Origin of the sequence: Sphingomonas rustica (assembly GCF_039652585.1) — a bacterium.
GTDB classification, from domain to species: domain Bacteria; phylum Pseudomonadota; class Alphaproteobacteria; order Sphingomonadales; family Sphingomonadaceae; genus Sphingomonas; species Sphingomonas rustica.
Genome location: NZ_JBDIZK010000002.1, coordinates 350,860 through 365,021 on the forward strand (window position 1 = coordinate 350,860; position 14,162 = coordinate 365,021).

Genomic DNA, 14,162 nt, shown 5'->3' on the forward strand with positions numbered 1-14,162 from the left:
CTTGTCCAACACCAACCGCGTGACGACTCCCGCCGACCGTCTCTGGCGCAACGCCCGCATTGCGACGATGACCGGCGCCGGGCTGGGGGTGGTCCAAGGTTGCGTCGCGGCCCGGGGCGGGCGGATCGTTCATGTGGGTGACGATGCGGGTGCGCCCGATGCGATCCAGACGCTGGATTGCGAGGGCCGCTGGATCACCCCCGGCCTGATCGACTGCCATACCCATCTGGTCCATGCCGGCGACCGGGCGCGCGAGTTCGAATTGCGGCTGCAGGGCGCTTCCTATGAGGAAATCGCCCGCGCCGGCGGCGGGATCGTCTCGACCATGACCGCGGTGCGTGCCGCCAGCGAGGCGGACCTTGTGTCGGCCAGCCTGCCGCGGCTCGACGCGCTGATCGCCGAGGGGGTCACGACGGTCGAGATCAAGTCCGGCTATGGCCTGACGCTGGACGACGAAGCGAAGATGCTTCGCGCGGCGCGGGCGCTGGAGGTCGCGCGCGGCATCCGCGTGCGCACCACCTTCCTTGGCGCCCATGCGCTGCCGCCCGAATTTCGCGGCGATGCCGATGGCTATATCGACCTGGTCGCCGGCACCATGATTCCGGCGATGGTCGGTCTGGCCGATGCGGTCGACGTCTTTTGCGAAGGCATCGGCTTCACCCCGGGCCAGACCGAGCGGGTATTCGCCGCCGCCGCCGCGAACGGCCTGCCGGTCAAGCTCCATGCCGAGCAATTGTCCAATCAGCATGGCGCGGCGTTGGCGGCGCGGCATGGCGCGCTGTCCGCCGATCATCTCGAACATCTCGACGATGCCGGCGTCGCTGCGATGGCCGCGGCTGGGACCGTCGCCGTGCTGTTGCCCGGCGCGTTCTACTTCATGCGCGAGACGCGCAAGCCGCCGGTCGATGCGCTGCGTGCCGCCGGTGTGCCGATCGCGATCGCGACCGACTGCAATCCCGGCACGTCGCCGCTGACTTCGCTGCTGCTCACGATGAACATGGGCGCGACGCTGTTCCGCCTGACGGTCGAGGAGTGTCTGGCCGGGGTGACCCGGCATGCCGCGCGGGCGCTGGGTCTGGCGAACGAGATCGGGACGATCGAGCCCGGCAAGGCGTGCGATCTGGCGATCTGGGACGTCGAGAGCCCGGCGGAGCTGGTCTACCGGATCGGGTTCAACCCGCTCCATGACAGAGTGATTGGAGGACGATGATCTTGCGACCGGGCCAGGTGCGGCTTTCCGAATGGCGCGCAATCTATGAAGGCGCGCGCCCGTCGCTCGATCCGTCCTGCAACGATGCAATTGCCGCCAGCGCCGCCGCGGTCGAGGCGATCCTGGCGCGGCACGAGCCGGTCTATGGCATCAATACCGGTTTCGGAAAACTGGCGAGCGTGCGGATCGGCGACGGCGACCTGGAGGCGCTTCAGCGCAACATCGTGCTGAGCCACGCCGCGGGCGTGGGCGATGCGGTTCCGGTCCCGGTGGTGCGGCTGATGCTGGCGCTGAAGCTCGGCAGCCTGGCGCAGGGTGCTTCGGGCGTGCGACCCGCGACCATCGCGATGCTGTCCGACATGCTGATGCGCGACATCATGCCGGTGATCCCGGGCCAGGGATCGGTCGGGGCAAGCGGCGACCTTGCGCCGCTGGCGCATATGGCCGCGGCGATGATCGGCGTCGGCGAGGTGATCGTCGATGGCGAGTGCCGCCCAGCCCGGGATGTGCTCGAGCCGCTGACATTGGGTCCCAAGGAAGGGTTGGCGTTGCTTAACGGGACGCAGTTCAGCTGCGCCCATGCGCTTGCGGGCCTGTTCGAGGCCGAGCATCTGTTCCGCTCGGCGCTGGTCACCGGCGCGCTGTCGATCGAGGCGGCCATGGGATCGGACACGCCGTTCGATCCGCGCATCCACACGCTTCGCGGCCATCGCGGCCAGATCGAGGTGGCCGCGGCGCTGCGCGAGCTGATGGCCGGATCGGCGATCCGCGCATCGCACCGGCTCGACGACGAGCGGGTGCAGGATCCCTATTGCCTGCGCTGCCAGCCCCAGGTGATGGGCGCCTGCCTCGACCTGCTGCGCCAGGCGGGAGCGACGCTGGAGGTTGAGGCGAACGGCGTCACCGACAACCCGCTGATCTTCGCCGACACCGGGGAGGCGCTGTCGGGCGGGAATTTCCACGCGGAGCCGGTTGCTTTCGCAGCGGACATGATCGCGCTCGCGATCTGCGAGATCGGCAGCCTGTCCGAACGGCGGATCGCGATGCTGGTCGATCCGGCACTCTCCGGACTACCGGCCTTCCTGACACCGCGCCCCGGGCTCAATTCCGGATTCATGATCCCCCAGGTCACTGCCGCCGCCCTGGTGTCGGAAAACAAGCAGCGCGCCTACCCGGCCAGCGTCGATTCGATCCCGACCTCGGCCAATCAGGAGGATCATGTGTCGATGGCGGCGCATGGGGCGCGGCGTCTGCTTGCGATGGCGGAGAATCTTGGCCAGGTGATCGGCATCGAGTATCTGGCAGCGGTCCAGGGGTGCGATTTCCACGCGCCGCTGCGGTCGAGCGACCGGCTGGAGCGTGCCCGAACCATCCTGCGCGACCGCGTGCCGACGCTGGACGAGGACCGCTATTTCGCGCCGGACATGGCGATAGCACGGTCGTTGTTGCGCGAACTGGAAACCGACCTGCCGGGAGTGGACTCATGATCGCCATCGTCCGCGGCGACGCGCCGCTCATCGTCTCGATCCCGCACGCGGGGACCGAGATACCCGACGACCTGCTCGGCGATGTCCACTCGGTCGCGCGCGCGCGCCATGACGCGGATCTCTATATCGATCGGCTCTACGACTTCGCGCGGCAGCTGGGCGCGACGATCTTCCGCACGACGATCTCGCGCACGGTGATCGACATGAACCGCGACCCCTCGGGCGTGTCGCTCTATCCGGGTCAGACCACGACCGACCTGTGTCCACTGACGACCTTCGATGGCGAGCCGCTGTGGCGTCCCGGCCGCGAGCCCGATGCGGCGGAGATCGAACGCCGCAAGCATCTCTATTTCGAGCCGTATCATGCCGCCCTGCAGGGCGAGATCGACCGTCTCCGCGTCCGGCACAATGCGATCGTCCTGTATGAGGCCCATTCGATCCGCAGCTTCGCGCCCCGGCTGTTCGACGGCGAGCTGCCTCAGTTCAATATCGGATCGAACGACGGCAAATCCTGCGACTATGCGCTGACCCGCGCGGTCGAGCGGATCTGTGACCGCAGCGGCGGCAGCTGGATCACCAATGGCCGGTTCAAGGGCGGCTGGACCACCCGTCATTATGGGCAGCCGGCCAAGGGCGTGCACGCGATCCAGATGGAATTGTCGATGCGCGGCTATCTCGACGAGGTCGGCCCCTGTGACTGGCCGCCGCCCTGGGACGAGGCGCGCGCGGCGCCGATGCAGTCCGTGCTCCTCCCGATCCTCTCCGCCTGCATCGGTTTCGCAGAAGGCCAGCCATGACCCGCATCGACAATGCCCGCCACATCCAGGCCCCGACCGGCTCCGACCTGACCGCGAAGAGCTGGCTGACCGAAGCGCCGCTGCGCATGTTGATGAACAATCTCGACCCGCGCGTGGCCGAGGCGCCGGAGAGCCTGGTCGTCTATGGCGGGATCGGCCGTGCCGCGCGCGACTGGGAAAGCTATGATCGCATCGTCGCTGCGCTGCGCGATCTGGACAACGACCAGACGTTGCTCGTCCAGTCGGGCAAGCCGGTAGGCGTGTTCCGCACGCACGAGAACGCGCCGCGGGTGCTGATCGCCAACTCGAACCTGGTGCCCAGATGGGCGGACTGGGATCATTTCCACGAGCTCGATCGCAAGGGGCTCATGATGTACGGCCAGATGACCGCGGGCTCGTGGATCTATATCGGCACGCAGGGCATCGTTCAGGGCACCTACGAAACATTCGTCGAGGCCGGTCGCCAGCATTTCGGTGGCGATCTGGCGGGCAGATGGGTGCTGACCGCGGGACTCGGCGGGATGGGCGGCGCGCAGCCGCTGGCGGCGACGATGGCAGGTGCGTCGTGCCTCGCGATCGAGTGCCAGCCGAGCCGGATCGAGATGCGGCTGAACACCGGCTATCTCGATCGCAGGGCGACGAGCATCGACGAGGCGCTCGAGATCATCCGTGCGACCGACGCTCCGATTTCGGTCGGCCTGCTCGGCAATGCCGCCGAGATCCTGCCGGAGATGGTCCGGCGCGGCATTCGCCCCGACATGGTGACCGACCAGACCTCGGCACATGATCCGATCAACGGCTATCTGCCGATCGGCTGGACCCTCGACGAGTGGATCGTCCGGCGCGAGAGCGCGCCGCATGAGGTCGAGGCGGCTGCGCGGCAATCGATGGCGGTGCATGTCGAGGCGATGCTTGCCTTCCACCGCGCGGGTGTTCCCACCTTCGACTATGGCAACAACATCCGCCAGGTCGCCCGGGATCAGGGCGTCGTCGATGCCTTCGCCTTTCCCGGCTTCGTGCCAGCCTATATCCGCCCGCTCTTCTGTCGCGGGATCGGGCCGTTCCGCTGGGCTGCACTGTCGGGCAATCCCGAGGACATCTGGAAGACCGATGCCAAGGTGAAGGAACTGCTGCCCGACAACGACCACCTCCATCGCTGGCTCGACATGGCGCGCGAGCGGATCCAGTTTCAGGGCCTGCCCGCGCGGATCTGCTGGGTCGGGCTGGGCGACCGGCACCGGCTGGGGCTGGCCTTCAACGAGATGGTGGCGAAGGGCGAGCTCGAGGCGCCGGTCGTGATCGGCCGCGATCATCTCGACAGCGGGTCGGTCGCCAGTCCCAATCGCGAGACAGAGGCGATGCGGGACGGATCGGATGCGGTGTCCGACTGGCCGTTGCTCAACGCGCTGTTGAACACCGCCAGCGGCGCGACCTGGGTGTCGCTGCATCATGGCGGCGGCGTGGGCATGGGCTATTCGCAGCATTCGGGCATGGTCGTCGTCGCCGACGGGACCGAGGACGCCGCCCGGCGCCTGGAGCGGGTGCTCTGGAACGATCCCGCGACCGGCGTGATGCGGCATGCCGATGCCGGATACGACATCGCGATCGAGTGCGCGCGCGAACAGGGTCTGAACCTGCCGAGTATCTGACCGCTCGCCACGCTTGAAATCACCGTCGCCGACGTAGAAGGCGGACGCGTGATCCACAGGCAAGGGAGACGGTGATGATCCGTGCGGCAGTGATCGGCTATGGCCTGGGCGGGATGGCGTTCCATGCGCCGTTGATCGATGGCGTTCCTGCGCTGGAACTGGCGGCGATCGCGACGTCGAGGGTCGATCAGGTGCGGGAGCGCTATTCCGAGGTGGCCGTCATGACCGCCGAGGCGGTGATCGCCGACCCGTCGATCGACTTGGTCGCGATCTCGACTCCCAATGACAGCCATTTTCCGCTGGCCCGCGCTGCGCTGGAGGCGGGCAAGCATGTCGTCATCGACAAGCCGTTCGCGATTACCGTCGAGGACGGCGAGGCGCTGATCGCGCTGGCCGATGCCCGGGGCCTCGTCCTCAGCGCCTTTCACAATCGCCGCTGGGATGGCGACTTCCTGACCGTCCGCGCGCTGATGGAATCGCAGCGGCTCGGCGACATCCGGCTTGCGGAATTCCGCTGGGACCGGTTCCGTCCGGAAGTCACCACGCTGTGGCGCGACCGGCCCGAGGCTGGCGCCGGGATGCTTGCCGATCTTGGGCCGCACCTGATCGACCAGGCGCTGGTGCTGTTCGGGATGCCCGAAGCGTTGACCGCCGATATCGCGGTCCAGCGCGACGATGCGCGCACCGACGACTATTTCGAACTCACCTTCCATTACGGCCAGCGCCGGGTGATCCTGGCGGCATCGCGGCTGATCGCGGCACGCCGGCCGCGCTTTGCACTTCACGGCACCCAGGCCGGCTTCATCAAGAACGGCCTCGACCCGCAAGAACCTTGGATGCGGGCGGGCGGAAGCGCCTCGGCGCCCGAGTTCGGGGTGGAAGATCCGGCCAATCACGGCACGCTGTGGCACGCCGACGGGTCCAGCGAGACGATCGTGTCCGAATGCGGCGACTATAAGCGCTATTATGCCGGAATCGCGGACGCCATTTCGGGCAAGGGGCCAGTCCCGGTCGATGCCGCCGACGCGGTGACAGGGTTGAAGCTGATCGACGTCGCGCGCCAAAGCGCCAGCGAAGGCCGTCGCATCACGCTGTGATACGATCGTATAATAACTCGAAAATGGCTTCAATTTAGCGTCGCACGCCGATTGCCTCTCCGCTGGCGCTGCCTAGGGTCCGCTCCCATCCATTGGGGGAGGATATCATGGCGAACGCGATCGGTGATTTCATGAGCGTGCCTGCACGGCTTTTGCTGGGTGCGGGCGAGGGGGACGAGGCAGGCGAGCCGCGCAAGGCGCGTCTGCCGGTAACGGGGCAGGGGACGATCGCATTCGCGGTCGCGCAGCGCAGGCGGTTCAGCGTCGTCCTGCGTGCAGAATGCTGGGGCGCGCCCGGTTATCGCTGGGATGTCGGGTTCGGCGAGGTGACGCTGTCAACATTCCGCGATGGCGAGTGGCATGCGCTGGTTCGGCTCGACGTCGGGCCCGGCTGGATGCCCGAGGTCGGGCTCGATGCCGATCCGCTCTGCCCTTATTGGTTCAGCATCGACTGCCACAATCGCAGGCTGCGCTACGGCAAGGGCGAGATGCGGCTGGAAACGATGCTGCTCGACTATGAACTGGCGCCGAAGCCGGCCGACGGGTCGCCCGATCCGCTGCACTGGCTGTGCGAGGTGGCGACGGTGGACCTGCGCGCTGAAATCCGCGGAGAGGCCGAGATCTGGCGTGATCCGGTGACCTGGGCGACGCCGATGCGCGTGGTCTCGCCCGACGAGATCACGATGGACGATGTCGCGCGGACGACCGACCGCGTGGCGGTTCCGGCGAACCTGACGCCCGCCTGCCAGCAACTGTTCGAGAATGTCGCGGGCAAGAGCTTCGTGCTCGACACCCCGGATTTCCCGGACTTCTCCAAGGCGATCGCCAACAGCATCGCGACCGAGGGCCTGTGGTGCTTCGAGAAGCTGAAGGAGAAGGCAAGCGAGTTCGGCGAGCCCGATCCGCTGGCGACCTATCTGCGCATCACCCTGGGCGGCAACCAGGGCGAGTCACCCGGCATCCCGTTCGTGATGGAGATCTGGCCGTCGCGGCATTATTCGCCGATCCACGATCATGGCGGTGCCGATGCGGTGATCAAGGTGCTGCACGGCGCGATCAACGTCCACCTGTTCCCGATGCTTTCCTGCCACCACAAAAAGCCCTTCGGCACGCAGGTGTTCGGCACCAACGAGGTCGCGTGGATCTCGGCCCGGCTCAACCAGTTCCACATGCTGGAAAATACGGGCGCCGAGCCCTGCATCACGATTCAGTGCTATCAATATGCCGCGACCAACGACGTGCACTGGCCCTATTTCGACTATCTCCAGAAATGGGACATCGCCCGGTTCGATCCGAACAGCGACGCCGATTATCTGTGGTTCAAGAACAAGATGCGCGAGGAGTGGCGCGACTATTGAAAGGATAAGGTGGCCCCGGCCTCGCTGCCGGGGCCAACCTCGATCAGGGGCGCCAGCCGACCGGCAGCGTCCGAGCCTCGACCGTCACGCGGGCGCGTGCCTTCACGTCGCGCGAATGCTCGCCCAGCAGGACTTCATAGCTGCCGCCGGCGACCTTCCATGAATGGCTCGCTGCATCCCAGGTCGCCAGAAGCCGCGGGTCGATGTCCAGCGTCACCGTCTGCGACTGGCCCGGCTTCAACTCGACCTTGCGGAAGCCGCCAAGTCGCTTCGGTGCTTCCCAGCCGCTGCCGGCGACATAGACCTGCGCCACGTCCTTGCCGACCCGCTTGCCGGTATTGCGCACCGCGAAGCTGACGCGGATCGATCCGCCCTGCGGCCGCGCGGTCAGCCGCGAATAGGCGAAGCTGGTGTAGGACAGGCCGAAGCCGAACGGATATTGCGGCTCCAGTCCCTTGGCATCGTACCATTTGTAACCGACCGTCGCGCCCTCGCTATAGACGGTGTCGCCCTTGTTCGGCTCGGACGGCTTGGCCAGCTGGTCGATCGAGCGCGGGAAGGTGACGGGCAGGTGCCCCGACGGATTGGCCTTGCCGAACAGCAGGTTGGCAATCGCATCGCCGCCCTGCGTGCCTGGGAACCAGGCCTCCAGGATCGCGCCGACTTCGCCGGCCCAGGGGGTCAGCACCGGCCCGCCGGTTTCCAGCACGACCACCGTCTTCGGATTGGCCTTCGCCACTGCCGAGATCAGCGCATACTGATGGTCCGGCAGGGTCAGCGACACGTCGAATGCCTCGCCTGCCCATTGGGTGGCATAGACGATGACGACATCGCTCTGCGAGGCGAGATTGACCGCGGCGGCCCGGTCGCTGCCGTCGGCATAGGATACCGATGCGCGCGGCGCCTGACGGCGGATCGCGTCGAGCGGGGCGTTCGGGTAATACATGATCGGACCCGGCCAGAAGGTCGGCTCCAGCCCGGGCACGGCATTGCCGCCGACCGGATAGACCAGCGACGACCCGCCGCCCGCGATCACGCCCTTGTCGGCCCGGCCGCCGATCACTGCGATCCGCTTTACCCGGGGCGACAGCGGCAGCAGCGCATTCTCGTTGCGCAGCAGCACGGCACCTTCCTCGGCATCGGCGCGCGTCACCTTGGCATGTTCGGCCAGCATTGCCGCGGGGAGGTCGTGCGGCGCCGCGGTGATCGGATGCTCGAACAGGCCGTGCGCGAACATCGAGCGCAGGATGCGGTGCGCCATCCGGTCCAGCGTCGCCATCGGCACGTCGCCGCGCGCGACCGCATCGGCCAGCGGCTTTCCGAAATAGGGCTCCTTGTCGAACGGGAAGCCCGAATCCTGGTCGAGGCCCGCCCTGGCCGCGGCGGCGGTCGAATGGGTCGCGCCCCAGTCGGACATGACATAGCCCTTGAAGCCCCAGTCGTCGCGCAGCACCTTGTTGAGCAGCCAGTCATTCTCGCACGCGTGCGTGCCGTTGACCTTGTTGTACGCGCACATGATCGACCCCGGCTGCGACCGCTCGATCGCGAACTGGAAGGCGAGCAGGTCGGACATTCGCGCTTCGGTGTCACCGATGATCGAATTGCCGGTGTCGCGATCGGTTTCCTGGTCGTTGATCGCATAATGCTTGATGGTCGAGATGACATGGTTCGACTGGACGCCGCGCACCTGCTCGCCGACCATCACGCCGGCCAGCCACGGATCCTCGCCGCCATATTCGAAATTCCGCCCGTTGCGCGGCTCGCGCATCAGGTTGACGCCACCCGCCAGCAGCACGTTGAAGCCGGACGCGCGCGCCTCGCGCCCGATCATCGCACCGCCCTGATAGGCAAGCTCGGTGTTCCAGCTGGCGGTGGTCGCCAGACCCGAGGGCAGGGCGGTCCGGCCTCGCTTGCGCTGCGCACCGCCTTGGGTGGCGACGCCGATGCCGGCATCGGTCTGCCACTGCGCCGGAATGCCAAGACGCGGGATCGCAGGGACATAGCCGGCACTGCCCGGCCGTGCCTCTGCAGGGGCGGTGTACTTCTTCGGCTGGAAGTCGCTGCCGAAATAGCCGAACACCAGCGTCAGCTTTTCCTCGGTCGTCATCTGCGCCACAAGCAGGTCGGCGCGGCGATCCGGATCCAGTCGCGGATTCGCCCAGGGACGGGCCGCCTCCGAGCGGGCCGGCGCGCTGTTCTGCGCGGTCAGCGATGTCGACGCCAGAATGGCCGCCAGGCCAGCCAGCGGGGTTGCAACTGCGATCGTGCGACGAAGGCCCATTTCTCTCTCCCGGAATTGTCCGCTATTTGTCAGCGTTGTCGGAAGCCGTCATATCGGGCAAGGGACAATTACGCCAGTGGGTCCGTCGATCGAAGACTCGCGGCAAAGTTCGAGCAGGGAGCAAGGAATGAAGGGCCAGACAAGTTCGACCACGACGATCGCGTTCGTGTGCGTGACCACATTGTTTTTCGCATGGGGGTTCATCACTGCGCTGGTCGACCCGCTGGTCGCCGCGGTGAAGGGCATCTTCACGCTGACCGACGTTCAGGCGCAGCTTGCCGCCTTCGCTTTCTTCATCGCCTATGGCGTCTGCTCCTTCCCGGCGGCGTCGCTGCTCGCCCGGCTGAAGTCGATCCCGACCATCCTGATCGCGCTCTGCACGATGATCGTCGGCTGCCTCGTCATGCTGGCGGCGGCGAACCTCGCCATCTTCACGCTGGTGCTGATCGGCCTGTTCATCCTGGCGAGCGGAATCACGATCCTTCAGGTCGCTGCGAATCCGCTGGCGGCCGCGCTCGGCGATCCGCGCTACAGCCATTTCCGCCTGACGCTCAGCCAGACCTTCAACTCGCTCGGCACTTTCCTGGCTCCGCTGATCGGCGCGCACCTCTTCCTCGAGGGCGTCGAGGTGAAGCCGGGCACCGTCGTGACCGAGGCGGTCCGTCAGCAGGCGCTGGGCGGCATCGATTCGGCCTATCTGTGGATCTGCGGCCTGATTGCGCTGCTCGCGCTGTTCTTCTTCTTCAGCCGCAGCGTCGTGACCCGCGCCGCCCCGCCCTCGACCGCCGAGGCACGCGGCAGCCTGGGCACGATGATCGCCGATGCCTTCTCGTCGCGCTGGGCGCTGTTCGGCGCGCTCGCCATCTTCCTCTATGTCGGCGCGGAAGTCGCGATCGGCACCCAGATGGCGCTGTTCCTCAACAATGACGCGATCTGGGGCCAGTCGAACGCACCCTTCTCGGTGCCGCTGCTGGGCTTCGCCATGGGCAGTGACGGCGTGCCCGGCGTCTCGCTTCAGGAAGCCGGCAAGGCGGTCGCCTTCTATTGGGGCGGCGCGATGGTCGGCCGTGCGATCGGGTCGGTGCTGCTCGGCTTCGTGCGCGCCTGGATCCTGTTGGCGCTGTTCACCGCGATCGCCGCGGGCATGTGCGCGTTCGTCGTCGTGGTCGGCGGCGTCGATGCCGGTTTCGTCGCGCTGGCGATCGGCCTGTTCAACTCGATCATGTTCCCGGTCATCTTCACCCTGACGCTCGAGCGCTCGACCGCCAGCCAGGAAGCCACGTCGGGCCTGCTGTGCACGGCGATCATCGGCGGTGCGATCCTGCCGCTGCTCGTCGGACTGGTGTCGGAAGCGAACGGCTATGCCTTCGCGCTGATCGTGCCGGCGGCCTGCTATGTCGCGCTGTGCCTGTTCGCGATTGCCGCAGGCCGCGCCCGCGTTGCCAAGCGCGAGGGCGAGGCAGCGGCAATCTCGATGCACTGACGGCCAGAACGGAGCGTCGATCCGGCGCTCCGTTTCCGGTCTTGCGGGCGCCGGGTCCGGGTGCGAGAACTTGTCCCGTTCGGTCGTATGGAGAGGTCAATGAAGGTGGATCGTCGTCGGTTGATTGCGGGATCGGCAGGCTTCGGCCTCATCGCGCTCGCCTCCTCCTCGTCCGCGCAGACTGCGCCCGCGCCGCAGGAAAGCGAAGCTGAGCGCCGCAACCGCGAGAAGCTCGAGGATTTCGCCGGCTTGAAGCGGTACGCCGCCGACAATGCGGCGGTGAAGGCGAGCGGCCGGCCGGTCGACATCGTCTTCATGGGCGATTCGATCACCGAGGGCTGGGTGGGCAAGCGCCCGGCCTTCTTCACGCCCGGCCGTATCGGCCGCGGGATCAGCGGTCAGACCACGCCGCAGATGGTGTTGCGGATGATGGCCGATGTCGTCGCGCTGCGGCCGCGCTTCGTCCACATCATGGCGGCGACCAACGACATTGCCGGCAATACCGGGCCGATGACCACGGCGCAGAGCCAGGACAATTTCCGGATGATGGTGGCGATCGCCAAGGCGAACCGGATCAAGGTGCTGCTGGCCTCGACTCCGCCGGCCGATGGCTTTCCCTGGCGGCCCGGCCTGGCGACCGTCCCGCGCATTCGCGAACTGAACGAGTGGTTTCCCCAATTCGCGCGTGCCGAGGGACTGACCTTCGTCGATTACACGCCGGTACTGGCCGATGCTAAGGGCGCGATGAAGCCGGGCCTGGCCCATGACGGCGTGCATCCGGGGCCAGAGGGCTATGCCCTGATCGAGTCGGTGCTCACTCCGCTGCTGGTCGCCCGCAAGGCATGAGGTTCCTGATCTGGGCCGCCGCGCTGGCCGCGGCGGTGCCCGCCTCGGCGCAGGTCCAGGAACTGGCCTCGCCCGATGGCAGCAATCGCATCGCGATCGGATTGAATGCCAACGGGACGCCGCACTACCGGGTGACCCGCAACGGCATGACGATCATCGCCAATTCGCCGATCGCGCTCGACCTCGACACCGACAGCCTGGGTTACGGGATGACCATGACGGGCGCCGACAGGGAGAGCGCCGACACGGTCTATCCGATCGTCGTGGGCAAGGCGGCGCAGGGCAGGGACCATCACAACCAACTGACCGTCCATTTCGTCGAGAAGGGCGGGGCGAAGCGTCGGATGGATGTCGTGCTGCGCGCCTATGACGACGGCGTCGCCTTCCGCACGGTCGTGCCGGTCCAGCCCCAGACGGCGGCGGCGATCGTCCGCTACGAACGGACCGGGTTCAATTTCCCCGAGGCGTGGAAATGCTGGGGCTTCAACGTCGGCAAGTTCGGGTCGAGCCACGAGGGCGAGTTCGATCCGGTCGATACCAGCCGCACGCGCGACCATAACCTGTTCGACATGCCCTTCGTCTGCGAGACCGGCAAGGCGGGCTTCGCCATTGCCGAGGCCGACCTGCTCGACTTTGCCGGCATGTACCTGACCGGCCGCGGCGATGGCGGGCTGGGCCTTCAGGTCAAGCTGTCGCCCTCGATCAACGACCCGCGCATTGCGGTCCGTACGCGAGTCGGCAGCCCGATCGTCACGCCGTGGCGGGTCGTGATGCTGGCGGACAAGGTCGGGCAGCTGATCGATTCGACGCTGATCACGACCCTGTCGACGCCCAGCCGGATCGAGGATACCAGCTGGATCAAGCCCGGCATGACGAGCTGGGACTGGTGGAGCGGCCCGGTCATCGCGCGCCTGCCCGGCAAGCGGACCAGCACCGAGGTCGCCAAGGCGCTGATCGATTTCTCGGCCGAGAATGGCTGGCCCTATGCGATGATCGACGAGGGCTGGTACGCCGGTGCCGGCGGCGGCGGGGTGCGTCGTCCCGGCGTCGACATCACCCGCTGGAGCGACCCGATCAACATCGAGGAAGTCGCCGCCTATGCCAAGTCGAAGAAGGTCCGCCTGTGGCTCTGGGCGCATTGGGAAGCGCTGGACGACCAGATGGAAGAGGCGCTGACGCTGTACGAGCGGCTGGGGATCGCCGGGATCAAGGTCGACTTCATGGACCGCGACGACCAGTGGATGGTCAACTGGTATTCGAAGCTGCTGGCCGCGGCGGCCCGTCACAAGCTGATGGTGGACCTGCACGGTGCGTTTCCGCCGCGCGGACTGGCGCGGACCTATCCGAACTTCATGACGCAGGAAGGCGTGATGGGCGCGGAGTATAACAAGTGGAGCCGTCGCGCGACGGCGCGCAACGATGTGATGCTCGCCTATACCCGCGGGCTGATCGGGCCGATGGACTATACGCCCGGCGGGTTCCGCAACGTCTCGCCGGAACAGTTCCGTATCCGCAACGACCTGCCGTTCGTGCAGACGACTCGCGCGCACGGCCTGGGCCTGTACGTCGTGTTCGACAGCCCGCTGGTGGCGGCCGCGGACAGCCCGGATACCTATGCCGAAAGCCCGGCCGGGTTCGAGTTCCTGCGTGACGTGCCGGCAAGCTGGGACGAGACCCGCTTCATCGCGGGGGACGTCGGCGACTATGTCGCGGTCGCCCGGCGCAAGGGAAAGACTTGGTATCTGGGCGTGCTCAACAACGAGAGCGGCCGCACCGTTCGATTGCCGTTGTCGTTCCTGGGCGGCAAGCGCCACACTATGACCCTGTGGGCCGATGGCGACGCGCCCGACGCGGTGCGCAAGACCGAGCGCAGCGTCGGCGGCAGCGAAGCGCTGGAGCTGGTGCTCAAGCCGACCGGCGGCGCGGTGGCGGTCTTTCACTGAGGGGCAGGTTT

10 protein-coding genes are annotated in these 14,162 nt (G+C 67.0%); 9 read left to right on the forward strand and 1 reads right to left on the reverse strand.

All coding sequences use genetic code 11. The annotated features are described in order from the left end of the window. The first annotated feature begins 67 nt into the window (after nucleotides 1-67). The 6 genes from hutI (at nucleotide 68) to TPR58_RS04595 (ending at nucleotide 7,598) form a co-directional block, all read left to right on the forward strand. Nucleotides 68-1,210, forward strand: coding sequence for an imidazolonepropionase (hutI, locus tag TPR58_RS04570; RefSeq protein WP_346245639.1), 1,143 nt, complete (start codon nucleotides 68-70; stop codon nucleotides 1,208-1,210). After that, entirely contained in the window at nucleotides 1,207-2,697 is a 1,491-nt protein-coding gene (gene hutH, locus TPR58_RS04575) for a histidine ammonia-lyase (protein WP_346245434.1), read from the forward strand. Before hutI ends, hutH begins: the two co-directional genes overlap by 4 nt. After that, nucleotides 2,694-3,494, forward strand: coding sequence for an N-formylglutamate deformylase (hutG, locus tag TPR58_RS04580; RefSeq protein WP_346245435.1), 801 nt, complete (start codon nucleotides 2,694-2,696; stop codon nucleotides 3,492-3,494). The genes hutH and hutG overlap by 4 nt, the downstream gene beginning before the upstream one ends. Then, a complete protein-coding gene (gene hutU / locus TPR58_RS04585) occupies nucleotides 3,491-5,143 on the forward strand; it encodes a urocanate hydratase (RefSeq protein WP_346245436.1) in 1,653 nt (550 codons plus the stop codon). The genes hutG and hutU overlap by 4 nt, the downstream gene beginning before the upstream one ends. Nucleotides 5,144-5,217: 74 nt before the next feature. After that, nucleotides 5,218-6,240, forward strand: coding sequence for an oxidoreductase (locus tag TPR58_RS04590; RefSeq protein ID WP_346245437.1), 1,023 nt, complete (start codon nucleotides 5,218-5,220; stop codon nucleotides 6,238-6,240). 107 nt (nucleotides 6,241-6,347) lie between these two features. After that, nucleotides 6,348-7,598 carry a cysteine dioxygenase gene (locus TPR58_RS04595; protein ID WP_346245438.1) on the forward strand — a complete coding sequence of 417 codons (1,251 nt, stop codon included), beginning with the start codon at nucleotides 6,348-6,350 and terminating at the stop codon, nucleotides 7,596-7,598. Between the two features lie 43 nt (nucleotides 7,599-7,641). On the opposite strand, the gene TPR58_RS04600 is transcribed toward TPR58_RS04595, so the two are convergent. Then, complete coding sequence (locus tag TPR58_RS04600; RefSeq protein WP_346245439.1) at nucleotides 7,642-9,879, reverse strand: glycoside hydrolase family 3 C-terminal domain-containing protein; 2,238 nt, start codon at nucleotides 9,877-9,879, stop codon at nucleotides 7,642-7,644. A gap of 127 nt (nucleotides 9,880-10,006) precedes the next feature. Between TPR58_RS04600 and TPR58_RS04605 the strand changes: the two genes are divergently transcribed. The 3 genes from TPR58_RS04605 (at nucleotide 10,007) to TPR58_RS04615 (ending at nucleotide 14,151) form a co-directional block, all read left to right on the forward strand. Next, entirely contained in the window at nucleotides 10,007-11,362 is a 1,356-nt protein-coding gene (locus TPR58_RS04605) for an MFS transporter (RefSeq protein WP_346245440.1), read from the forward strand. Nucleotides 11,363-11,461: 99 nt separating this feature from the next. Then, nucleotides 11,462-12,208, forward strand: a complete 747-nt coding sequence (locus TPR58_RS04610; RefSeq protein WP_346245441.1) for a GDSL-type esterase/lipase family protein — start codon at nucleotides 11,462-11,464, stop codon at nucleotides 12,206-12,208. Next, a complete protein-coding gene (locus tag TPR58_RS04615; RefSeq protein WP_346245442.1) occupies nucleotides 12,205-14,151 on the forward strand; it encodes a glycoside hydrolase family 97 protein in 1,947 nt (648 codons plus the stop codon). The genes TPR58_RS04610 and TPR58_RS04615 overlap by 4 nt, the downstream gene beginning before the upstream one ends. Nucleotides 14,152-14,162 lie beyond the last annotated feature (11 nt).